Genomic DNA, 22,421 nt, shown 5'->3' with positions numbered 1-22,421 from the left:
AAGATTGATAAAGAAGTTAATAAATGATTTTCCGTGTTACTATAATATGGTTTTAAGGTTCGTTCTGCTATTGGATGACGGCCGAGCCGGTTCCAGCGAGCTCCCAGGGGATAACCACCACCTTGGCGAAGACCTCCACCTTCTCGTTGAAAGTCAGCGTAATCTTGTACGAGTGTCCGGCGGCAAACGCGAGCTCTCCCGTAGGCTTGATTTCCACATCGGGATAGGCATGGCCTGCAATTTCAAGCCGGATTTTGAACGACGCCAAGCCGGGCTGCAACATGATTCCATCGCCCGCAGCCAACGGGTTCTTGTCGACGAGCGTGATATTCTTGCCCTCGATGCCGGGAACTTTCAGTTCGGCCGGCGTCGACCACTCTCCGAAAACACCCGATTCGATATTCATCGACGAAACGGTATTCGCATTCTGGATGACGATATTTTCGATAGTCTTGCCCGTAAGCGCCTCGTTCACATCCTGAATCTCGAACTTGAGCTGCGTGAGCGCATGGCTGAAAACCAAAGACAGAGGAGTAGTATTGTCACGACTGCCCACCACGGGCGCCGAGTACAGAATATCGTCGGAACCGTTCAGCGTGAAACGCAGGACCGGAGCCTTTCCGGTGGCCGGAGCATCGAGAGAAAACCGAACGCCGTCGGCATACGGATAGTAGGCACAAAACTTAACGTAATGCGCAGGGTCGGCGGGATAATAATAGATACCGTCCCATGAGATTGCACCCGACGCCTCGACCGCAGTCGACCGGACGTTGTCCATCGACAGCGCATTGCCCCAGCCCGAAGCAGTCGTGTTGGGCAACTGTACGCCATAGATGCCGATATTGTTGCCAAGGTCGGTCGCCGTCTGGACTTCGGCCCTGGTGACCTTACCGACCCCGAGCCGGATCACGCCGTCCGTCTCGCGCAGTTCCAGCTCCTGTCTGGAACAGGAAGCCAGCAGCCCGCAGAAGGCGATAACGAACAAGGAATTTCTAAGCATATCTGTAACTTTTTTATACTCCACAAACATACAGCCCTCTACTGGACCTCATTTTCGACCGGATCGCCGATCGTACCGCCTCCGGTACCCGGAATCCAATCCGTCACTTCGGCCGTCAGCACGCCCTCGATCTTCTTAAGTTCGATACCGACTTCCACAGGTATCGTCACGGGGATGGTTCCGCCGTTGTCCTTGAAGAACTGGTCGACAACCTTGGTGACGTCGGCCGTGACGGTATAGGGATCGCCTCCATTGGGAACCACGTTGAGCCGGACCGTATGAGTGCCGAAACCGCTGTTCGGCTTGATAAGGTCGAGTACCGATATTTCGGCCTTGTAATTATAGCCGCTGTTGTCGGTAACCCGGTCGGTCGGGAAGTTCACGCTTTCGGAGGTCGTGGCGCACTTGGCCGTCGCACAATGGTGCGAGGGCGAAACACCCGAGAACGTACCGCCGTCCAGCGCAATCAGATCGTCGCCCTCCACCTTGAAGCGGAGAATGACCGTCTTGACACATGCCTTGGGCTGGGCTTTCACCTCTATCCGTTCGCGGAACTGAACGGTCACCACGTCGATTCGCTGGCCGTCGGCCGGATTATGGACGCAGTTGGCCACAAACAGATTCTTCGGCTGAGTGATGCACTCCTTGGCACGCGCCGCATTCTTTCCGGCCGCTGCAAGTTCGGATTCGGTCATCACATGGAACGTCGCCTTGTCATAGTCATCCTCGCCACGCAATATCAGATTTTCCGTATCGCTGTTATAAACAAGCACCTTATAGGAACCCACAGGCACTCTGCCGTGGAATCCGTCGGCCGGACACTCGAAACTCTGATAGGTAAGAACCTGCTCCCCCTCAGCAGCAGCCACGGCTTTGCCATCGGCAGCGACAGGATAGAAGAGGACCCGGGTGCCCTTGGGTGCGGCACCCTCCGGCCACGCCAGCTCGATGTCCACGAAACCCTCGTTCTTGTAATGATCCAGAGTTTCCTTGGTGCAACCTGTCTCTGCCGCCAGTGCGAAGAACAGGGCGCCGAACAGCATGTATGTAAACAATCTTTTCATAATAACGCTTTATCTACTAACGGCCCGTTGCAGGGACGAACGGATATTCTCGTTTTAGCTCTCTGCGGCTTGCCGCGCGCCCCTTATATACGGGCCGCGGCCGCCTTTTATTGTGTTCCGCTACCGCCGTCCGCGGCCGAAGCGGTATACGATATTCAGTCTCACGCCCGTAAGTCCGAATTCATTTTTCTTGCCGGCTTCGTCATCGTAGTTGTAGATGCCGTCGGTCTCGAAGGTGCGGGTGTATTTGTTGTAGGAGGCGCTCCGGTAACCGCCGCGCAGGCTCAGCTCGGCGCACCAATGTTTGCCCAGCGGCAACATGTAGCCTACCGAAATGCCTGCATGCCAGTAGTCGCCCGTAAAGTTGGAGCTGGTGTTTACGCCCTCTTCGCGGCCCTCCTGTTTGTTGAAGTCGCCGAATTCGCCGTAGACACCGAAATAGACGCCACGGAACAGGCGGTCGCCCTTGATCCAGATGCGCGGTTCAAGGCTGTAAGCCGAAAGGCCCCAGAATTTCTTGCCGCCGTCATACGCCCAGTTCGAGTAGAGCCCCGAACCCGAAAGCGAGAAACGCTTGCCAAGGTAGAGTTCGCCCTCGAGGTTGGGCATGAAAGTCGTCATGTTGAAGCTGGCGGCACCCGACGGCACGAATCCGGCCCATGCCACCAAGTTGGTTTTCAGCGCAAAGATAGGACGGAGCTTGCGGCTCTCCTTTTTCTTGCGGCGGGCTTCTTCGGCTGCCTTGCGGGCCGCTTCGATGCGGGCTTCTTCCTCGGCCCGTTTGGCTGCTTCCAACCGGGCCTGTTCAGCGGCGGCACGTTCAGCCTGGATGCGGGCTTCCTCCTGCGCTATACGCAGAGCTTCCAGCCGTTCGGCTTCGCGGGCCTGCCGTTCGGCTTCCAGACGCGCGGATTCCTCCATCCGGGCCAGTTCGGCCAGACGGCGCTCCTCGGCCAAAGCCTCCTCGCGCTCCTTGGCCAGTGCGGCCTCGAATTCTTCCTGCGAAAGTTTCGTATGCAGTTTTTCCTCAAGGATGCGGCGGAGGTCGTAGTTCACGGTAATTTCCACACGGCGCAGTCCCGGGAAGAAATGTTTGGACATGTATCTGTAAGGAACGCCGTTGTCCAGGTCCATCAGTCGTTTCTCGCGGCCCTGGAAAACACCTACGTTCTCAATCAGATAAATCACTTCGTCGCGCTTGGGCATGTCCGAATCCTCGACGAGCTTGAGCAGTTCGTCCCAGTCCTCGGCCACCCAATTGACACGGATGGGATAACGCTGCGACAGGTCGTATTCGTTGTCAAGATAGTTTTTGAAACCCATTACACGGGTCTTGGCCAGCCGTTCGTTCACGCCGTACGAACCCTCGATGGAGCAGTAGCCGCTCAGACGAATCGAGTCGACGTAGATAAGGCTGTCGCGGAATACCTGGCGGATGAAGTCGTCGAGTTTGCGCAGCTCGCTGGAGTTGTTCTCGAAATCGGGAATGATCTTGGCGCTTCCCTGCGGATAATTCAGGTAGCAGCTCAGACTTTTGGAACCCTCCGTAATAACCTGGCGATAAGTCGAATCGCTGATCGAAAGCTGGGAATTTTCGCCCGGAGGCACAGGAGCGCCGCCGGCCCGCAGGACCGACGTCATCGACAAGACGCATAACAGCACCGGCATCCACCGGAAAAATTTGGGAGTGTTATTCACTATCTTCATAACTTATCTTAGTTACTGCCCAAGCACACAGCCGTCCCCGCCAGGAAGCCCTCGTTCAGCGGGACCATCCTTTTGAACAAGCGCCGCGAAAAGCCGGACAGCCATGCCACTATTTTATTTCTAAAATTCCTTTCATTCCGTTCCGGTGCCTTGCCCTGCATGCTCCGAATCCGATAATTCCGAGTGTTGGCAATCCGACCGGGGCTGCAACTCCGGTCTAAGCAAAGCGCAACCGGCTTTGTCTACTTCTATATGCTGCGTATCAGATACTTGTGTACCTCAATCCACTAAGCGGCATCCTTTCGCCGGCTCGGAAAAATGTCCGAATAAGCGATAAAATCCTCCATTCAGAACACCCGGAATCAAGGCTTCCACAAACATCTCACGCCGCAAATATATGAAAAAAATTCCCCCCCCCACAAATTTTTAACATATTTTTTTACTTTCTCCAAAGAAAATCGTATTTTCAGCATCGGTTCCGCCACAAACGGACACGATAAAGCCAACAATGCCCTCCGGAGCCGTTCTGATAGCGAATTCTTTAGAAAGGCGCTCATCGCGGCCGACTTCGCCCGCCTGCCGAAAATATTTTTTCCGGCCGTGCGGCAGGCAGTTTTCCGCTCGAAGAGGAGTTGCTCCGAAAGCACATTCTTATAAATAGGTACGGGTCGCCCTTCCGGTTTTCCGGAATGCGAAGCCGCTTCCACCACCTGCACACAACGTGCCACACAGCCCTCTCCAGGACCCGCTTTTTCCGGCCGAAACTACGTTGTACAGCTCTCCGGGCGGGACGGGTCCGATTTGTCCGGCTTGCTCCAGCCGCATCCATCCGACAGTTGAAGCAGACGGCAGGCTGCCGTTTCCTGCCGCCGCTCGACCGTGGTATGTTCCCCGCCCATCTCCTTTCGTGCAGCATAGGAGGCCTACACTTTGCCGGAGCTGGAACCGCCCCTCCGCCAGGCACCGTGCCCGCAAGGTTCAAATAAATTTGGTATTGCGCTCGGCTTGCGCTATCTTTGCGCAGTCTTCCGTTTTTCAAGGCTCCATAGTTCAAGGGATAGAACGAGGGTTTCCTAAACCCTAAATTCGCGTTCGAGTCGCGGTGGGGCTACTTCTTTCCCGCATGGAATCGCTCAGAGAACTATTCAAAATCGGCAACGGCCCCTCCAGCAGTCATACGATGGGGCCCAAAAAGGCCGCCGAACTCTTTCTGCGGCGCTGCCCCGGCGCCGAATCGTACCGCGTGACGCTCTACGGTTCGCTCGCCGCCACAGGCCGGGGCCACCTCACCGACCAGGCCATCCTCGCGTCGATGACGCCCCACGCCCCTACCGAAATCGTCTGGCGCCCCGACATCGTCCCGGCGTTCCACCCCAACGGCATGTTGTTCGAGGGACTGCGCGGCGAGGAAATCATCGACAGCTGGACCATTTACAGCATCGGCGGCGGAGCGCTGGCCAACGAAACCACCCGCCAGGAGCCTCCCCAAAGCGTCTACCCGCTTTCCACCATCTCCGAAATCAAGGAGTGGTGCTACCGCGAGGGCAAAACCTATTGGGAATACGTCAACGACTGCGAGGGTCCCGAAATCTGGGATTACCTCGACACGGTCTGGACCACCATGTGCGAAACCATCCGGCAGGGGCTCAACAACGACGGCGTTCTGCCCGGCGGGCTCAAGGTCGCCCGCAAGGCCGCCACTTACTTCGTCAAGTCGAAAAGCTATTCCGACTCGCTCTCCTCGCGGGCCAAAATCTACGCCTATGCCCTCGCCACTTCCGAGGAGAACGCCTCGGGCGGTGTGGTCGTCACGGCACCCACCTGCGGGTCCAGCGGCGTTGTTCCCGCCGTACTCTACCATTTGGCCACTTCGCGCGATTTCCTCCGCATCCGTATCCTGCGGGCGTTGGCTACCGCCGGGTTGTTCGGCAATGTCGCCAAAACCAATTCTTCGATTTCGGGCGCCGAGGTCGGTTGCCAAGGCGAAGTGGGCGTCGCCTGCGCCATGGCCGCCGCCGCTGCGTGCCAACTCTTCGGCGGCACCCCCTCGCAAATCGAGTATGCCGCCGAAATGGGGCTGGAGCACCACCTCGGGCTCACGTGCGACCCCGTGTGCGGGCTGGTGCAGGTGCCTTGCATCGAGCGCAACGCCATCGCCGCCGCCCGGGCCCTCGACGCCAATATCTACGCCACACTCTCCGACGGCGCCCATCTCGTTTCTTTCGACAAGGTCGTCGAAGTCATGAACGAGACCGGGCACAACCTCCCCTCCCTTTACCGCGAAACCGCCGAGGGAGGTCTGGCCAAGCGCGTCGAACGGAAATAACGCATCGGGGGGGGGCGAAGCCGTTATTCCGAACGTCAGCGGGAAATCTCTTTCACCCGCATTCCCAGCCCAACAAAATCCCGATAAACCCCGTATTTCTTGCACAAAAAACCCGTCCCTTGCTTCAAGGGACGGGTTTTCAATATGGCTGTGGCGGTTATTGCGCCTGCCGGATTTCTTCCAGTTCGGCTTTCGAGCCGACCACCAAGTTGTCGTAGTCGCGCAGACCCGTTCCTCCCGGAATCAGGTGACCGCAGATTACGTTCTCCTTGAGGTTCTCCAGCGGATCGACCTTGGCCTGGATGGCCGCCTCATTGAGCACCTTGGTCGTCTCCTGGAACGAAGCCGCCGAGATGAAGCTCGAAGTCTGAAGTGCGGCGCGGGTAATACCTTGCAGCACCTGCGTCGAGGTAGCCGGAACAATGTCGCGGACCTGCACCGGACGCTGGTCGCGACGCTTGAGACTCGAATTCTCGTCGCGCAGTTTGCGCAGCGAAACAATCTGCCCCGGCTGCAGGTTCGTCGAATCGCCTGCGTCGGTGACCACCACCTTGTCGTAGAGCTCGTCGTTCACATCCATGAACTCCCACTTGTCGATGATCTGGTCCTCGAAGAAACGGGTGTCTCCCGGGTCTTCGATCTTCACTTTCGACATCATCTGGCGTACAATCACCTCGAAATGCTTGTCGTTGATCTTCACGCCCTGCATGCGGTAGACCTCCTGCACCTCGTTGACAATGTACTCCTGCACCTTCGTCGGGCCCAGAATGTTCAGTATGTCCGTCGGCGTAATCGCACCGTCCGACAGCGGACTGCCGGCTTTCACGAAGTCGTTCTCCTGGACGATAATCTGACGCGACAGCGGCACCAGGTAGCGCTTCTGTTCGCCCTCTTTCGAGGTGATGACGATTTCGCGGTTACCGCGCTTGATTTTGCCGAACGTCACTTCGCCGTCGATTTCCGATACGATGGCGGGGTTCGACGGGTTGCGGGCCTCGAAGAGCTCGGTCACACGCGGCAGACCGCCGGTGATGTCGCCGCCCGACTTGCCCACCGCACGCGGTATCTTGATAAGGATGTCGCCGGCCTTGATTTTGGCGTTGTCCTTCACTACCACGTGGGCGCCTACCGGCAGGTTGTATTGCTTCACCTCCTCGCCCGACTTGTCCACAATCCGGATAACCGGGTTCTTGGTCTTGTCCTTCGATTCGATGACCACCTTTTCCGACAGGCCCGTCTGTTCGTCGCGTTCGTCGCGGTACGTAACACCCTCCAATACGCTCTCGTAAACGGCCTTGCCCTCGGTCTCCGAAATGATGACCGCGTTGTAGGGGTCCCATTCGCAAATCAGATCGCCTTTCTTGACCGCGGCTCCGTCCGCCATGAAAAGCGTGGCGCCATAGGGCAGGTTGTGCGTGTAAAGTACGATTTCGGTCTTCGGATCCACAATGCGGAATTCCGACTGGCGCGAAACCACGATGTTGATGGCTTCGCCTGCGGCGTTCTTGCCTTTGACCGTGCGCAGTTCGTCGATTTCGAGACGACCCTCGTATTTCGACACCACGTTGGTCTCGACAGCCGTACCTCCGGCCACACCACCGACGTGGAACGTACGGAGCGTCAGCTGCGTACCCGGCTCGCCGATGGACTGGGCCGCAATCACGCCGACCACTTCGCCCTTCTGCACCATGCGGGCCGTCGCCAGGTTGCGTCCGTAGCACTTTGCGCAGACACCGCGGCGGGCTTCGCACGTAAGTACCGAACGGATTTCGACCGATTCCAGCGGCGATTTCTCGATGGCTTCGGCAATGGCTTCCGTGATTTCCTCACCCGCCTTGCAGAGCACTTCGCCCGTCAGCGGGTGGATTACGTCGTTCAGCGCCACACGGCCCAGGATGCGGTCGTAGAGCGTCTGCACCACATCGTCGTTGCGCTTGATGGCCGTAGCCGTCAAACCGCGCAGCGTGCCGCAGTCTTCTTCGTTGATGATGACGTCCTGTGCCACGTCGACCAGACGGCGCGTCAGGTAACCGGCGTCGGCCGTCTTCAGTGCGGTATCGGCCAGACCCTTGCGGGCACCGTGGGTCGAAATGAAGTACTCCAGCACCGAAAGACCCTCCTTGAAGTTCGAGAGAATCGGGTTCTCGATGACCTGCTGGCCACCCTCGACGCCCGATTTCTGCGGTTTCGCCATCAGACCGCGCATACCGCTCAGCTGACGGATCTGCTCCTTCGAGCCGCGGGCTCCCGAATCCAGCATCATGTAGACCGGATTGAAGCCGTCTTCGTCTTTCACCAGCGTGTCGATTACCGCCTTGGTCAACTTCGAGTTGATGTTGGTCCACACGTCGATAATCTGGTTGTATCGTTCGTTGTTGGTGATAAGACCCATGTTGTAGTCTTCCATGATGGCGTCCGAGCGTTCGTAGCCCTCCTGCACCAGCTTCTCCTTTTCTTCGGGGATGATGACCGCATCGAGGTTGAACGACAGACCGCCCTGGAATGCCATGCGGTAGCCGAGATTCTTGATGTCGTCGAGGAACGCGGCCACCTTGTCGGCACCGGCTTTCTTCATCACCACGGCAATGATGTCGCGCAACGAGCGTTTCGTCAGCACCTCGTTGATATAGCCCACTTCCTGCGGCACAACCTGGTTGAACAGGATACGGCCGATGGTCGTCTCCTTGATGACGCGCACGGGGTTGCCGTTCTCATCGAGGTCGTCCACCAGGCACTTCACAATGGCGTGCAAGTCGGCTTTCTTCTCGTTGTAGGCGATAATCGCCTCTTCCGGACCGTAGAACGTGTGGCCCTCGCCTTTCACGCCCTTGCGGGGTTTGGTGATGTAGTAGAGACCCAACACCATGTCCTGCGACGGCACCGTGATAGGCGCACCGTTCGCAGGGTTCAGCACGTTGTGCGAACCCAGCATCAGCAGCTGTGCCTCCAGGATGGCGGCGTTGCCCAGCGGCAGGTGCACGGCCATCTGGTCGCCGTCGAAGTCGGCGTTGAACGCCGTACATGCCAGCGGGTGGAGCTGCATGGCCTTGCCCTCGATGAGTTTGGGCTGGAACGCCTGGATACCCAGTCGGTGCAGCGTCGGGGCACGGTTCATCAGCACAGGGTGACCCTTGATAACGTTCTCCAGGATGCCCCAGATGACCGGGTCCTTGCGGTCGATGATTTTCTTGGCCGACTTCACCGTCTTCACGATTCCGCGCTCGATGAGCTTGCGGATGACGAACGGCTTGTAGAGTTCGGCGGCCATATCCTTGGGGATACCCATTTCGTGCATCTTCAGCTCGGGGCCGACGACGATGACCGAACGGGCCGAGTAGTCCACACGCTTACCCAAGAGGTTCTGACGGAAGCGGCCTTGCTTGCCCTTGAGCGAATCCGACAGCGATTTCAGCGGACGGTTCGATTCGTTCTTCACCGCGTTCGACTTGCGCGAGTTGTCGAAAAGCGAGTCGACAGCTTCCTGCAACATACGCTTCTCGTTGCGCAGGATGACTTCCGGAGCCTTGATCTCGATCAGTCGCTTCAGTCGGTTGTTGCGGATGATGACACGACGGTAAAGGTCGTTCAGGTCCGACGTCGCAAAGCGGCCGCCGTCCAGCGGCACCAGCGGGCGCAGTTCGGGCGGGATGACCGGGATGACGCTCAGCACCATCCATTCGGGTTTGTTCTTGCCCTCCGAAGCGCGGAACGATTCGATGACGTTCAGGCACTTCAGCGCTTCCGACTTGCGCTGCTGCGAAGTCTCGGTCGACGCCTTATGACGCAGGGCGTAAGACATCGAGTCGAGGTCCACCTGCTTCAGCAGCGTGTAAATCGCCTCGGCGCCCATCATCGCCACGAACTTGTTCGGGTCGCTGTCGTCGAGCGACTGGTTGCCTTTCGGCAGCGCCGCCAGCACGTCGAGGTATTCCTTTTCCGCGAGGGTCGCCAGCCGTTCGATGCCCTGTTCGGCAGCGGCACCCGGGTTGATGACCACATAGCGTTCGTAGTAGATGATCGCTTCGAGTTTCTTCGACGGGATACCCAGCAGGTAGCCGATTTTCGACGGGAGCGAACGGAAATACCAGATATGCACCACCGGCACCACCAGCGAAATATGGCCCATGCGTTCGCGGCGCACCTTCTTCTCGGTCACTTCCACACCGCAGCGGTCGCAGACGATGCCTTTGTAGCGGATGCGCTTGTACTTTCCGCAGTGGCATTCGTAGTCCTTCACGGGGCCGAAGATGCGTTCGCAGAACAGACCGTCGCGCTCGGGCTTGTAGGTGCGGTAGTTGATGGTCTCGGGCTTGAGCACTTCGCCGCTCGACTGGGCCAGAATCTCCTCCGGAGAGGCCAGTCCGATGGCTATGCGGTTGTACCCGTTGCCGCCCTTGTTGTCTTTGGACATTGACATATTGCTTTCTTCTTTTTTATCGTCCCAAAAATTCTTACTCCAGTTTGACCGACAGGGCCAGACCGCGCAGTTCGTGCAGCAGCACGTTCATCGCCTCCGGAATTCCCGGTTTGGGCAGGTTCTCGCCCTTGACGATGGCTTCGTAGGCCTTGGCGCGTCCCATCACGTCGTCCGACTTGATGGTCAGAATCTCCTGCAGGATGTTGGCGGCGCCGAAGCCTTCGAGCGCCCATACCTCCATCTCACCGAATCGCTGACCGCCGAACTGCGCCTTACCGCCCAGCGGCTGCTGCGTGATAAGCGAGTAGGGGCCTATCGAACGGGCGTGCATCTTGTCGTCGATCATGTGGCCCAGCTTGAGCATGTAAATCACGCCCACCGTCGCCGGCTGGTCGAACATTTCGCCCGTGCCGCCGTCGTACAGATAGGTGCGGCCGCTATGCGGCAGACCTGCCTGCGCCGTGTACTCGTTGATTTGGTCCAGCGAGGCTCCGTCGAAAATCGGCGTCGCGAACTTCAGACCCAGTTCACGGCCGGCCCATCCGAGCACGGTTTCGTAAATCTGGCCGAGGTTCATTCGCGAAGGCACGCCCAGCGGGTTCAGACAGATGTCGACAATCGTTCCGTCTTCCAGGAACGGCATGTCTTCGTCGCGGACCACCTTGGCTACAATACCCTTGTTTCCGTGACGACCCGCCATCTTGTCACCCACTTTCAGTTTGCGCTTCTTGGCGATGTAGACTTTAGCCATCTGGATGACGCCCGTCTGCGGCAGTTCGTCGCCGTTAGTGAAGTTATACTTCTCGCGCTTGATGGCCGCGTCGGCTTTCTTCCACTCGATGGAGTAGTTGTTCACCGTCGCCTCGATCAGCGCGTCGATGCGGGCGTCGCCCGTCCACTTGCACGAGCCGAGGTTCAGATAGCCCGACACCACACCCGTCTTCTCGTCGGTCGACTTGCGGGCAATTTCTTCCAGCATCTTCAGCGTGAATTTCGTACCCGCCGGGTAGAGTTCCGCGCCGAAGTAGTCGGTGATGCCCGTCGTGGTCTTGCCCTGAAGCAGCGACCACAATTTCCCGGTCAGCCGCTTGGTCAGCTCGGCAATCTGCGTTGCAAATTGTTCGTCGAGCTGTTCAAGCTGTGCTTTCTCCGCATTCTTGCCTTTCTTGTTGTCCTTGTTGGCACGGCTGTACAACGTTGTACCAATAACGACGCCGTGAAGCGACGGCTGAGCCTTGAGCGAAGCATCCTTCACGTCGCCCGCCTTGTCACCGAAGATTGCACGAAGCAGTTTTTCTTCAGGAGACGGGTCGCTTTCGCCTTTCGGCGTGATTTTACCAATTAGAATGTCGCCCGGATGAACGTTGGCACCCACACGGATAATACCGTTGCTGTCCAAGTCTTTCGTGGCGTCTTCCGACACGTTGGGAATATCCGACGTCAGTTCCTCGACACCGCGTTTCGTGTCGCGGACTTCCATGATATACTCGTCGACATGCACGGAAGTGAATATGTCTTCGCGCTGGATGCGCTCCGAAATCACGATAGCATCCTCGAAGTTGTAACCTTTCCACGGCATGAATGCAACCTTGAGGTTGCGGCCCAATGCCAACTCGCCTTGCTGTGTCGAGTAACCCTCCGTGATAATCTGTCCTTTCTTTACCTTGTCGCCCGTGAGCACAATGGGTTTCAGCGTGACAGACGTATTCTGGTTGGTACGACGGTAGCGCGGAAGTTCGTAGGTCGTCACCTCCGGTGCAAACGAAGCGAGTATTTCGTCTTCCGAACGCTGGTACTTGATCTGAATCTTCGTCGCGTCGGCAAACACCACTTCGCCGTCGCCCTCGGCCACAATCTGAATGCGGCTGTCGGAAATCATCTCCTTTTCGATGCCCGTACCGACAATCGGCGCCTCCGAAGTTACCAGAGGCACAGCCTGACGCATCATGTTCGAGCCCATCAGTGCACGGTTGGCGTCGTCGTGCTCCAGGAACGGAATCAAGCTCGCCGCAATCGACGCAATCTGGTTGGGGGCCACGTCCATCAGGTTCACCTCCTTGGCCGTCACCACCGGGAAATCGGCGCCCTGGCGGGCCTTGATGCGCTCCGGCTGGAGGAAATTGCCCTTGTCGTCGACAGGGATATTGGACTGCGCCACAATCTTACCCTCTTCCTCTTCGGCCGAGTAGTAACGGATGTGGGAGTTGTCCATGTCGATCTTGCCGTTTTCCACCGTGCGGTAGGGCGTCTCGATGAAGCCCATCGGCGAAATCTTGGCATAGACGCACAGCGACGAAATCAGACCGATGTTCGGACCTTCCGGCGATTCGATGGGGCACAGACGGCCGTAGTGCGTGTAGTGTACGTCTCGCACCTCGAATCCCGCACGGTCGCGCGACAGACCGCCGGGACCGAGGGCCGACAGACGGCGTTTGTGCGTGATTTCGGCCAGCGGGTTTATCTGGTCCATGAACTGCGAGAGCTGCGAGGTCCCGAAGAACGAGTTGATGACCGACGACAGCGTCTTGGCGTTGATAAGGTCCACAGGCGTGAACACTTCGTTGTCGCGCACGTTCATGCGTTCGCGAATGGTACGCGCCATGCGTACGAAGCCCACCGAGAACTGATTCGACAGCTGTTCGCCCACCGTGCGGACACGACGGTTCGACAGGTGGTCGATGTCGTCCACGTCCGCTTTCGAGTTGATCAACTGAATCAGATACTTGATGATGGCTATGATGTCTTCGCGCGTCAGCGTCCGCACGGCCGGGTCGATGTCCAGGTCCAGCTTCTTGTTGATGCGGTAGCGGCCTACGTCGCCCAGGTCGTAGCGTTTGTCCGAGAAGAAAAGTTTCTCGATTACGTCGCGTGCCGTCGCCTCATCGGGCGGTTCCGAAGCGCGCAACTGCCGGTAGATATACACGACAGCTTCCTTTTCGGAGTTGCAGGGGTCTTTCTGCAACGTATTGTAAATAATCGAGAAGTCGATGCCCGACTGATTCTCCTTGTGCAGCAGAATCGTCTTGGCTCCGCTCTCGATGATTTGGTCGATATGTTCTTCTTCGAGTACCGTCTCGCGGTCCACGATCACGTTGTTTCGTTCAATCGACACCACTTCGCCCGTATCTTCGTCCACGAAGTCCTCGACCCACGTCGAGAGTACACGGGCGGCCAGTTTGCGTCCTACGGCTTTCTTCAGATTGGCTTTCGACACCTTCACTTCGTCGGCCAGGTCGAAGATTTCCAGAATCTGCTGGTCCGCTTCATAGCCGATGGCGCGCAGCAGCGTCGTTACGGGCAATTTCTTCTTGCGGTCGATGTAGGCGTACATCACGTTGTTGATGTCCGTGGCGAATTCAATCCACGAGCCTTTGAACGGAATGATACGCGCCGAATAGAGTTTGGTGCCGTTCGTGTGCATGCTCTGGCCGAAGAACACGCCCGGCGAGCGGTGCAGCTGCGATACGATGACACGCTCCGCTCCGTTGATGACGAACGTTCCGCGTTCGGTCATATAAGGAATCGTCCCGAAGTACACGTCCTGCACCACGACGCCGAAATCTTCGTGTTCGTCGTCCGTGCAATAGAGCTTCAGCTTGGCTTTCAGCGGGACACTGTACGTAAGGCCGCGTTCCAGGCACTCTTCGATCGAGTAGCGCGGCGGGTCGATATAGTAGTCTATGAACTCCAGTACGAAGTTGTTCCGGGTGTCCGTGATGGGGAAGTTTTCCTGAAACACCTTGTAGAGGCCTTCGTTCTTGCGATTTTCGGCCGTGGTGTCCATCTGGAAAAAGTCCCGGAATGATTTGAGCTGTACCTCCAGCAAATCCGGATAGGGTACCCGGTTCTTCACTGTCGAGAAGCTGATTCTTTGTTGTGTTTTAGCTGTGGACATCGTATGATCCAAATTAGTTGAAGTGTAAATCGGAGACGGTTTCCGTTTCCGAAGAACAATCTTTCACAAAGGGTTGCGGAATAGTTGCTTCGTCGTTGTATAGTGCGTGTTACTTCTATCGTGTGCGTAGACCGGACTTGCGTTGCATGTTACCTTGCGCATCGCGTATTGGTCACCACTTCATCGTGCTTAAACCGTACTCACACTTTGTCTTGCTCATGCGTTACGTTACCACTCCGTCGTGGTTAAGGCTCACACTTCACATGTCGCATCGTACTTTGCCATGCTTGTGTGTCGTGCCACCATTTCCTCACGTTTCCGCCCATCCGTCAGTGCGCTTTCATACGTCACTTCTTACCCGTTGAGCGTCTTCGTACGTGGCACCTTGTCCGTTCCATTGTCGCGTCAGCTGCTGTTTCGTCACCACAATCGCGTCTCAGCGTCATTACCTGCTGCCGCATCTTTTCGGTTCGATTCAAGCATTCGACGCGCAACGTTTCATCTCACACGTTCGTTTCGCACGTTCCGTTTCATCGGTCCGCACTCGCCGGCCGGTCCTCTGGTTTCGTAGATTCCCGCCCGATCGGTTTCGGCTCCGCCGTTCTTCCTTTCCCTTTCGGCTCCCGTCTCGCGGCCCCGGGTGCCATGCGCCGCTCATCGCCGCGCGCTCCTTTCCGGCAGGCCCGCTGTTTATCCCGCCGAAGCCCCCGTTTGCAGGCGTCCGCAATTGCGCCCCGGGAGCATTTCTTCCTCGGACCGGGCACAGCACATGCGGCACTCCCGATCTTTAGACCAAGAAAAGGCATAGAGCCTACACGCCGGTAAGCCCTATACCTGGATTCATCTTGTGTGAATCTTAAGCAGCAAAGCTACTTAAGCTCAACTTCAGCACCTGCTTCCTCGAGCTGGCTCTTGATCTGCTCAGCCTCTTCCTTGGAAACACCTTCTTTCACAGCCTTGGGAGCACCGTCCACGAGTGCCTTGGCGTCGCCCAGCGAGAGACCTGCGAGGTCCTTCACTACCTTGATTACCTGGAGCTTGGCCTGACCGCCGCTCTTCAGAATCACGTCGAAGGTCGACTTCTCGGCAGCAGCGGCTTCACCGGCGCCGGCAGCGGGTGCTGCAACGGCAACAGCGGCAGCAGCCGGTTCGATGCCATATTCCTCCTTGAGGATCTGTGCGAGTTCGTTTACCTCGGTTACCTTGAGGTTTACCAGTTCTTCAGCAAGTTTCTTTACGTCTGCCATAGTTGTAAGCGTATTAAATTTTGTTTTTTACTTGTTGTGATTAGTTGTTTCGCGATTCGAGCGTCTTCACGATGCCCGCAATCTTCTGGCCTGCACCGGCTTGCAGTGCAGAGATAACATTCTTCGCAGGAGACTGCAGCAGCGTGATGATGTCGCCGATGAGTTCTTCCTTCGACTTGATGTTGCAGAGAGCGTCGATCTGGTTGTCGCCCACGTATACGCACCCTTCGGCGAACGCCGCCTTGAGTACGGGTTTGTCAGAGCCTTTGCGGAATTCCTTGATAAGGGCCGCAGGGGCTTTGGCTACGTTGGCGAACATGACCGAGGTCGGGCCTTCCAATACTTTCACCAGTTCAGCGTCGGCCTTCTCCACCTTCTCCAGAGCCTTGGTCAGCAGTGTGTTCTTCACTACGACCAGCTTGATCTCTTTCTCGAAGCACTTGCGGCGCAGCGATGCGGTTTGCTCGGCGTTCAGCGCTTCGATGTCGGTGATGTAGAAGTGAGGATAGGTCCGGAGCTGTTCGGCGAGGCTGTCTATAACAACCAGTTTTTCTTCCTTCGTCATTTCTTCGGTCCTCCTTCTATTTGGTTTCTACTGATTTGGAATCGATCTGCAGACCCGGGCTCATCGTGGTCGAGAGATAGATGCTCTTCACATAGGAGCCTTTCGCTGCGGCAGGCTTGAGTTTCATGATCATGCCCAGCACTTCTTTCGCGTTGTCCGCGATTTGCTCGGCCGTGAACGAAATCTTGCCTACCGAGGTGTGGATGATACCGAACTTGTCGACCTTGAAGTCGATTTTGCCCGATTTCACTTCCTGGACGGCTTTGCCTACTTCCATCGTCACCGTGCCGGTCTTGGGGTTCGGCATCAGACCGCGGGGACCCAAAATGCGGCCCAGCGCGCCCACCTTGCCCATTACGTTGGGGGTACAGATGATTACGTCGACGTCGGTCCAGCCGGACTTGATTTTGTCAACGTATTCGTCCAATCCTACGTAGTCGGCTCCTGCGGCTTGTGCTTCGGCTTCCTTCTCGGGAGTACAGAGCACCAAGACACGCACTTGCTTGCCCGTGCCGTGAGGCAGCGTAACCACACCGCGGACCATCTGATTGGCCTTGCGGGGGTCTACGCCCAAACGCACGTCGATATCTACCGAAGCGTCGAATTTCGTGAACGTAATCTCTTTCAGAAGAGCGGCGGCCTCCGAAAGTTTGTAGGCCTTGTCGGCCTCCACTTTCGCGTAGGCGACTTTTTGATTTTTTGTCAACTTACTCATCTTCTTCGATTACATGTTAGGAAATTCACCAACGACACTGATACCCATGCTGCGGGCAGTACCGGCAACCATGCGCATGGCCGATTCCAGCGTGAAGCAGTTCATGTCAGGCATCTTGTCCTGAGCAATGGCGCGTACCTGTTCCCACGTCACCTGTCCCACCTTGTCGCGGTTGGGCTGCGCGGAACCTTTCTGCACCTTCGCTGCTTCTTTCAGCTGTACGGCTACGGGCGGCTGTTTCACGACGAAGTCGAACGACTTGTCGCTGTAAACCGTGATGATTACCGGAAGAACCTTTCCAGCCTTGTCCTGCGTACGGGCATTGAACTGCTTGCAGAAGTCCATGATATTGACTCCCTTGGAGCCCAATGCGGGACCAACCGGGGGCGAAGGATTGGCGGCACCGCCTTTTATCTGCAATTTAATAAATGCAGCAACCTCTTTTGCCATAGTTTTCCTTGGTTTTTATTCTTTTTCTACTTGGGTGAAACTCAACTCCATAGGAGTTTTGCGCCCGAATATCTTCACCGATACCGTGAGTTTCTTGCGCTCGTTGTCGACGGCTTCGATGGTTCCCTGGAAGCTTGAGAAAGGGCCATCGGTGACCTTTACGGTCTCGCCGGCGAAGAACGGTATTTCGTTTTCCTCCTCCATGGCGTTCATTTCGTCGACACGGCCCAAGATGCGCGCCACCTCCTGTGGACGGAGGGGTGTCGCGTGCATCGAACGGCTGTCTTCTTTCGTATCGCCGAGAAATCCCAGCACATTGGGAGTATTACGAATCAATATGGGAATCTGCCCCACGAATGCGGCCTCCACCAACACATAACCCGGGTAGGAGACTTTTTCCTTGGAGACTTTCTTGCCGTTGCGGATCGTGTAGACTTTTTCGGTCGGGATAAGTACCTGGGATATGTAGTCTTCCAGGTGGTTGTGGCGAATTTCGGCCTCCAGATATTCCTTGACCTTGTTCTCCTTTCCGCCGATCGCACGGACAACGTACCACTGTTTCTGTATTTCGCTCATCTTGCAGCTTGCCGTTTAGCGACCCAGATTTCCCAGTGTCTTGTAGATGGCACCCATCAGGTTCTCGAACGAGAGGTCCATCGCCAATACAACGACCGCAAAGATGACCGAGGCCACCATCACCACTACCGTCGAGCTTTGCAGCTGCTGGAACGTGGGCCACGTCACTTTGTTCACAAGTTCGTTGTACGCTTCTTTGAAATAGTTGAACATATCTTGCTCTTCTTTATTCTTTGCAGGAGCAGAGAGATTCGAACTCCCATCAACGGTTTTGGAGACCGCTATTCTACCCTTGAACTATGCTCCTAAAAGAGGAGGCGATGCGGTCGGGCACCGCCTCCTGGAATTATGGGTGTGAATTACTTCACGATCGACAGGATCTGACCTGCACCCACCGTACGGCCACCCTCGCGGATTGCGAAACGCAGACCCTCGTTCAGGGCTACGGGGTAGATCAGCTTGACGGTGATGGTCACGTGGTCGCCCGGCATTACCATGTCGACGCCGGCGGGCAGGTGAACCTCACCCGTTACGTCCATCGTACGCAGGTAGAACTGGGGACGGTAGTTGTTGTGGAACGGCGTGTGGCGGCCGCCCTCCTCCTTCTTCAGGATGTAGACCTCGGCGGTGAACTCCGTGTGCGGGGTGATCGAGCCGGGCTTGGCGATAACCATACCGCGCTTAACCTCCTTCTTGTCGATACCGCGGAGCAGCAGACCTACGTTGTCGCCGGCCTCGCCCTCGTCGAGCAGCTTGCGGAACATCTCGACACCGGTGCAGGTCGAGGTGAGGGTCTTCTCCTCCAGACCGATGATCTCGACGGGATCACCCACGTGGATGATACCGGTCTCGATACGACCCGTAACCACGGTACCGCGGCCGGTGATCGAGAATACGTCCTCGATAGGCATCAGGAAAGGCTTCTCGTTCTCGCGCTGGGGCAGGGGGATGTACTCGTCGACGGCAGCCATGAGCTCCATGACCTTCTCCTCCCACTTCGGCTCGCCGTTCAGACCGCCGAGGGCCGAACCGCGGATGATGGGGGCGTTGTCGCCATCATAGTCGTACTTCGAAAGCAGGTCGCGAACCTCCATCTCGACCAGGTCGAGCATCTCGGGGTCGTCCACCATGTCGCACTTGTTCAGGAAAACGACGATCTTCGGCACGTTCACCTGACGGGCGAGCAGCACGTGCTCGTTGGTCTGGGGCATGGGACCGTCGGTTGCGGCAACTACCAGGATGGCACCGTCCATCTGAGCGGCACCCGTTACCATGTTCTTCACATAGTCGGCGTGACCCGGGCAGTCTACGTGAGCATAGTGGCGGTTGGCCGTCTGATACTCTACGTGCGAGGTGTTGATCGTAATACCGCGTTCCTTCTCTTCGGGTGCGTTGTCGATCGAGTCGAACGAGCGCAGTTCCGACAGACCTTTCTTAGCAAGAACGGTCGTAATTGCAGCGGTAAGGGTCGTCTTACCGTGGTCTACGTGACCGATGGTACCGATGTTGACATGCGGTTTCGAGCGGTCGAATTTTTCTTTTGCCATAGTGTTTAAGTATTAAGTTCTGTTAAAAGTTTCAAAGTTCCGAAATCCATTTCGCGCCATAGGCGGCAACGCCCCGTCCCCTCTCCCGAAAGGATTTCCGGCACTGCCCGCCCTCAGAGCGGAAGACGAGGCTCAAACTCGCGACCCTCAGCTTGGAAGGCTGATGCTCTATCAACTGAGCTACTTCCGCAAATTCCGCTTCTCCGTGCCCCGCAGGGCCGTATCCGCAAAAATATACCGTATCGGAGCAACTCCCCTTGCGCGCCGTCGCTTCGCAGCGACATCCGAAGGTTTTGCAACTCCAACCGGTTTTCTCAAGTGGGAAGTGATGGATTCGAACCACCGTAGGCGTACGCCAGCAGATTTACAGTCTGCCCCATTTGACCGCTCTGGTAACTTCCCTTTTTTCTCCTCCGAAGAGGTGTCGTTCCGCCGGGCCTTTCAGACCAAGGCTCCGTCTTCATCGCCGATTCCGCTTCCAAGAGTTCCGAAGCTCATTCGCCCCTCCTCTTTTCCACTTCTCCGGCCTCGGACCTCTCCGGCCCTTTCGCTCGGCCCCCTCGCGTCGGCTTTCCGAGCCGATGGAGGGATTCGAACCCCCGACCAGCTGATTACAAATCAGCTGCTCTGGCCAACTGAGCTACATCGGCAGAATCAACCGTTTTGGATTGCAAAAGTAGGTATAAAAAATTGATTGCGCAAATATTCAATGGATTTTTTTCTACTTTTTCATCTTTCTCAAAGAACCTCGTGCGGTCCGTCCGTTGCGGGACGAAACCGGGTGCAAAGGTAGAAATTTTTTTGAATTCCGCAACAGATTGCCCGAAAAATATCATCGGCTCCTTTTCCGTTCGCTCCCGTCCTTCCGTCCCCGCCCTCCGCTTCCGTCCATACCTTATATTATAAGCAGGCTCTTGGTCTTTCCGTCCGGTTGCGTTACCTTTGACTTTGTCTTAGATACTTCGTCTCGGCATAAACAAGCTATCGCTTGCTTCTGTTCTCGACTTTTCGTATCTTTGTCAAAAGTCTCCGCCATGATTCCCCTTTTCGGTCCTTACGCGCTCCGGCCCTTGCAGCCCGGCGACACATCCGATATTTTCCGCGCCATTGACACCCAGCGTCCTTACCTCGGATTGTGGCTGCCGTTCGTCGCCCTCACTTTGCGCGAGGAAGATACCCGCGCATTCGTCGAATCCGCGCTCGCCGATACCGCCAACCCTGTCTATACCATCCGCGCCGGCGCTCTTTTCGCCGGACTCATCGGATTCAAGTCCGCCGACCCCGTCACCCGTACCATCGAAATCGGTTATTGGCTTTGCGAGGAGTACCAGCACCGGGGTATCGTCACCGCCGCCGTTCGCGCGCTCCGGCACATCGCTTTCGGGGAGTTCGGCATGCGGCGCATCGAGATTCGTTGCGCCACAGGCAACCTCCCCAGCAACGGCATTCCTTTGCGGCTCGGAATGTCGCTCGACAGGGTCGAGCTACACGCCGAGCAGCTTTCGTCCGGTCAATGGGTCGACCTCAATGTCTACGTTTCCGACAAATAGCCGCCCCGCCAAGCACTTCATAACAATCCGCGCCTAAAGCGCTCCCGGCAATATCCACCCACAAAAAAGCCCCCGCCGAAGCAGGGGCCGTTCCAAAGCGCATCATTTTATTTGCCACTTATTATCAGCACTTTCGACGATTCCCAGAACCGTTCCGGATCGTTGATTCGCAGTTTCTCCACCCGTTTGTCCAGTCCCGTTACCAGTTCGTAGCTGTCCCGCGGGTGCGTCGTCACAACGGTCGCTTTCTTCCACCCCACCGGGATTTCCGTCAGCAGCCGCGCATCGGCCTGCGTGAAGCTATCCATCGCGCCGTTGCGGTTCACGGTCAGCGTGCGGCCGATAAAGCCCTCTTTGCTGAGAATCTGCGCATCGAGCAGTTCTCTTTCCGCGCCCACTATATAGTAAACGGTGTTCAGCCGGTTTTCCAGCGACGTGTTTTCTTCCCCAAGCTTTGCTGCCACGGCTTCGCCTTCGGCCAGGCGGCCCAGCAGTTGTTCCACCTCCCGTTCGCGTTCGGTCAGTTCTCCGCGCAGGGTTTCCACTTCGGCCGTCTTCTTCGACAGCTGGTCTTCCATGTCGACGATTATCTTCTCCAGAGCCCCTACCTTGATGTTCGATTTCCGGAGCTGTCCGGCCGCATTCTGCAGCGACGCTATCTTCGTCCGGTTTTCTTCCAGCAGTCGGTCTATCGCCTCTATATCGCTGTTTATCTGCCGAATCGGACGGGTTCCGCCTTCGCCGTCTTCCGGTATCGTTATCAGATTCTCGCGCATCTTGATTTCCGCCAGATTGCCCGCTATGGCGTGTATGTCTTCAAATACAAGGCTTATCAGCGAATCTTTTTCGCTCACCACGCCCGACAGCGAATCGCATTGGCCCGCCATGTCGAGCACCACCCGTTTGCGCACGCACGACGTCAGTGCGCACAGCAACAGCGCCGTTACAATCAGATACTTTTTCATCTTTTCCTTTTTTTGCTTGGTCTTCGCAAAGATATGGATTATTGTTCGATGTTGTTCAAAAATCGTTTCGTCCGGACAAGTTCCGGCTTTATCTGTCCTCGTTGGGCATCATTCGGATTTTATGTCGTATCTTTGACCGAAACAATCATTTCCCGCCATGCCTTATATCTCCGTCGAGTGCGGTCCGTTGACCGCCGCACAGAAACAGCTCCTCATCGAAAAGGTCACTTTCGCCGCGGCCGAAGCCACTTCCATTCCGCAGCAGTTCTTCATGGTCTCCGTCAAGGAGTTGCCCGACAGTTCGTTCGCCATCGGCGGCCGGACCATCGACCGCATCAAGGCCGAGTTCAGCGAGCGCAAATAAGCGAGCGTCTATCCTCGCGCTCCCAAGCCCTCT

Annotated in this window: 16 protein-coding genes and 5 tRNA genes; 4 read left to right on the top strand and 17 right to left on the bottom strand. The window is 56.7% G+C overall.

The window, feature by feature from the left end; translation table 11 throughout:
- Positions 1–67 precede the first annotated feature (67 nt).
- From QVG21_RS05880 to QVG21_RS05870, 3 genes are all read right to left on the bottom strand, one after another.
- Positions 68–1,000 (bottom strand): fimbrillin family protein, encoded by a 933-nt coding sequence (locus QVG21_RS05880; RefSeq protein ID WP_287923007.1) that lies wholly within the window; start codon positions 998–1,000, stop codon positions 68–70.
- A gap of 38 nt (positions 1,001–1,038) precedes the next feature.
- Positions 1,039–2,064, bottom strand: a complete 1,026-nt coding sequence (locus QVG21_RS05875) for a DUF5119 domain-containing protein (protein ID WP_287923005.1) — start codon at positions 2,062–2,064, stop codon at positions 1,039–1,041.
- 120 nt (positions 2,065–2,184) lie between these two features.
- A complete protein-coding gene (locus tag QVG21_RS05870; RefSeq protein ID WP_287923003.1) occupies positions 2,185–3,771 on the bottom strand; it encodes a DUF3575 domain-containing protein in 1,587 nt (528 codons plus the stop codon).
- Between the two features lie 1,039 nt (positions 3,772–4,810).
- Here QVG21_RS05870 and QVG21_RS05865 point away from each other — a divergent pair.
- Both QVG21_RS05865 and QVG21_RS05860 read left to right on the top strand, forming a co-directional pair.
- A tRNA-Arg gene (locus QVG21_RS05865) sits at positions 4,811–4,882 on the top strand.
- Between the two features lie 12 nt (positions 4,883–4,894).
- Positions 4,895–6,097 carry an L-serine ammonia-lyase, iron-sulfur-dependent, subunit alpha gene (locus tag QVG21_RS05860; RefSeq protein WP_287923001.1) on the top strand — a complete coding sequence of 401 codons (1,203 nt, stop codon included), beginning with the start codon at positions 4,895–4,897 and terminating at the stop codon, positions 6,095–6,097.
- 157 nt (positions 6,098–6,254) lie between these two features.
- Here QVG21_RS05860 and rpoC read toward each other — a convergent pair whose 3' ends face one another.
- The 13 genes from rpoC to QVG21_RS05795 form a co-directional block, all read right to left on the bottom strand.
- Positions 6,255–10,514 (bottom strand): DNA-directed RNA polymerase subunit beta', encoded by a 4,260-nt coding sequence (gene rpoC, locus QVG21_RS05855; protein ID WP_287922999.1) that lies wholly within the window; start codon positions 10,512–10,514, stop codon positions 6,255–6,257.
- A 34-nt stretch (positions 10,515–10,548) separates the two neighbouring features.
- A complete protein-coding gene (gene rpoB, locus QVG21_RS05850; RefSeq protein WP_287922997.1) occupies positions 10,549–14,409 on the bottom strand; it encodes a DNA-directed RNA polymerase subunit beta in 3,861 nt (1,286 codons plus the stop codon).
- Positions 14,410–15,278: 869 nt separating this feature from the next.
- Positions 15,279–15,656 carry a 50S ribosomal protein L7/L12 gene (gene rplL / locus QVG21_RS05845; RefSeq protein WP_251214050.1) on the bottom strand — a complete coding sequence of 126 codons (378 nt, stop codon included), beginning with the start codon at positions 15,654–15,656 and terminating at the stop codon, positions 15,279–15,281.
- 40 nt (positions 15,657–15,696) lie between these two features.
- The gene (rplJ, locus tag QVG21_RS05840; protein WP_251214051.1) at positions 15,697–16,221 is read right to left on the bottom strand and encodes a 50S ribosomal protein L10; all 525 of its coding nucleotides are present in this window, start codon (positions 16,219–16,221) and stop codon (positions 15,697–15,699) included.
- A 16-nt stretch (positions 16,222–16,237) separates the two neighbouring features.
- Positions 16,238–16,936, bottom strand: a complete 699-nt coding sequence (gene rplA / locus QVG21_RS05835; RefSeq protein ID WP_287922995.1) for a 50S ribosomal protein L1 — start codon at positions 16,934–16,936, stop codon at positions 16,238–16,240.
- Between the two features lie 9 nt (positions 16,937–16,945).
- Positions 16,946–17,386, bottom strand: a complete 441-nt coding sequence (gene rplK / locus QVG21_RS05830) for a 50S ribosomal protein L11 (RefSeq protein ID WP_251214053.1) — start codon at positions 17,384–17,386, stop codon at positions 16,946–16,948.
- 15 nt (positions 17,387–17,401) lie between these two features.
- Complete coding sequence (gene nusG, locus QVG21_RS05825; RefSeq protein WP_251214054.1) at positions 17,402–17,962, bottom strand: transcription termination/antitermination protein NusG; 561 nt, start codon at positions 17,960–17,962, stop codon at positions 17,402–17,404.
- A gap of 15 nt (positions 17,963–17,977) precedes the next feature.
- Positions 17,978–18,175 (bottom strand): preprotein translocase subunit SecE, encoded by a 198-nt coding sequence (gene secE, locus QVG21_RS05820; protein ID WP_251214055.1) that lies wholly within the window; start codon positions 18,173–18,175, stop codon positions 17,978–17,980.
- Between the two features lie 23 nt (positions 18,176–18,198).
- Positions 18,199–18,269: transfer RNA gene (locus QVG21_RS05815), tRNA-Trp, on the bottom strand.
- A 52-nt stretch (positions 18,270–18,321) separates the two neighbouring features.
- Complete coding sequence (tuf, locus tag QVG21_RS05810; protein WP_287922992.1) at positions 18,322–19,509, bottom strand: elongation factor Tu; 1,188 nt, start codon at positions 19,507–19,509, stop codon at positions 18,322–18,324.
- A 117-nt stretch (positions 19,510–19,626) separates the two neighbouring features.
- A tRNA-Gly gene (locus tag QVG21_RS05805) sits at positions 19,627–19,699 on the bottom strand.
- 129 nt (positions 19,700–19,828) lie between these two features.
- Positions 19,829–19,911, bottom strand: a tRNA-Tyr gene (locus QVG21_RS05800).
- Between the two features lie 174 nt (positions 19,912–20,085).
- Positions 20,086–20,159 (bottom strand) — tRNA-Thr (locus tag QVG21_RS05795).
- Positions 20,160–20,543: 384 nt separating this feature from the next.
- On the opposite strand from QVG21_RS05795, the gene QVG21_RS05790 reads away from it, so the two are divergent.
- Positions 20,544–21,059, top strand: coding sequence for a GNAT family N-acetyltransferase (locus tag QVG21_RS05790; protein WP_287922991.1), 516 nt, complete (start codon positions 20,544–20,546; stop codon positions 21,057–21,059).
- A 107-nt stretch (positions 21,060–21,166) separates the two neighbouring features.
- Here the strand turns inward: QVG21_RS05790 and QVG21_RS05785 are convergent, their stop codons facing one another.
- Positions 21,167–22,024 (bottom strand): Cbp1 family collagen-binding glycoprotein adhesin, encoded by an 858-nt coding sequence (locus QVG21_RS05785; protein ID WP_287922989.1) that lies wholly within the window; start codon positions 22,022–22,024, stop codon positions 21,167–21,169.
- A 157-nt stretch (positions 22,025–22,181) separates the two neighbouring features.
- Here QVG21_RS05785 and QVG21_RS05780 point away from each other — a divergent pair, with 157 nt between their 5' ends.
- Positions 22,182–22,388 carry a tautomerase family protein gene (locus QVG21_RS05780; RefSeq protein ID WP_287922988.1) on the top strand — a complete coding sequence of 69 codons (207 nt, stop codon included), beginning with the start codon at positions 22,182–22,184 and terminating at the stop codon, positions 22,386–22,388.
- Positions 22,389–22,421: the final 33 nt, after the last annotated feature.

This window comes from Alistipes sp. UBA6068, from assembly GCF_949428155.1.
GTDB lineage: Bacteria > Bacteroidota > Bacteroidia > Bacteroidales > Rikenellaceae > Alistipes > Alistipes muris.
The sequence above is the reverse complement of the archived record's forward strand: the minus strand, read 5'-3'. Positions and strand labels throughout refer to the sequence as shown.

Coding starts and splice junctions, on each gene's coding strand:
- QVG21_RS05880 (WP_287923007.1), bottom strand. CDS start 1,000: ATGCTTAGAAATTCCTTGTTCGTTATCGCCTTCTGCGGGCTGCTGGCT.
- QVG21_RS05875 (WP_287923005.1), bottom strand. CDS start 2,064: ATGAAAAGATTGTTTACATACATGCTGTTCGGCGCCCTGTTCTTCGCA.
- QVG21_RS05870 (WP_287923003.1), bottom strand. CDS start 3,771: ATGAAGATAGTGAATAACACTCCCAAATTTTTCCGGTGGATGCCGGTG.
- QVG21_RS05860 (WP_287923001.1), top strand. CDS start 4,895: ATGGAATCGCTCAGAGAACTATTCAAAATCGGCAACGGCCCCTCCAGC.
- rpoC (WP_287922999.1), bottom strand. CDS start 10,514: ATGTCAATGTCCAAAGACAACAAGGGCGGCAACGGGTACAACCGCATA.
- rpoB (WP_287922997.1), bottom strand. CDS start 14,409: ATGTCCACAGCTAAAACACAACAAAGAATCAGCTTCTCGACAGTGAAG.
- rplL (WP_251214050.1), bottom strand. CDS start 15,656: ATGGCAGACGTAAAGAAACTTGCTGAAGAACTGGTAAACCTCAAGGTA.
- rplJ (WP_251214051.1), bottom strand. CDS start 16,221: ATGACGAAGGAAGAAAAACTGGTTGTTATAGACAGCCTCGCCGAACAG.
- rplA (WP_287922995.1), bottom strand. CDS start 16,936: ATGAGTAAGTTGACAAAAAATCAAAAAGTCGCCTACGCGAAAGTGGAG.
- rplK (WP_251214053.1), bottom strand. CDS start 17,386: ATGGCAAAAGAGGTTGCTGCATTTATTAAATTGCAGATAAAAGGCGGT.
- nusG (WP_251214054.1), bottom strand. CDS start 17,962: ATGAGCGAAATACAGAAACAGTGGTACGTTGTCCGTGCGATCGGCGGA.
- secE (WP_251214055.1), bottom strand. CDS start 18,175: ATGTTCAACTATTTCAAAGAAGCGTACAACGAACTTGTGAACAAAGTG.
- tuf (WP_287922992.1), bottom strand. CDS start 19,509: ATGGCAAAAGAAAAATTCGACCGCTCGAAACCGCATGTCAACATCGGT.
- QVG21_RS05790 (WP_287922991.1), top strand. CDS start 20,544: ATGATTCCCCTTTTCGGTCCTTACGCGCTCCGGCCCTTGCAGCCCGGC.
- QVG21_RS05785 (WP_287922989.1), bottom strand. CDS start 22,024: ATGAAAAAGTATCTGATTGTAACGGCGCTGTTGCTGTGCGCACTGACG.
- QVG21_RS05780 (WP_287922988.1), top strand. CDS start 22,182: ATGCCTTATATCTCCGTCGAGTGCGGTCCGTTGACCGCCGCACAGAAA.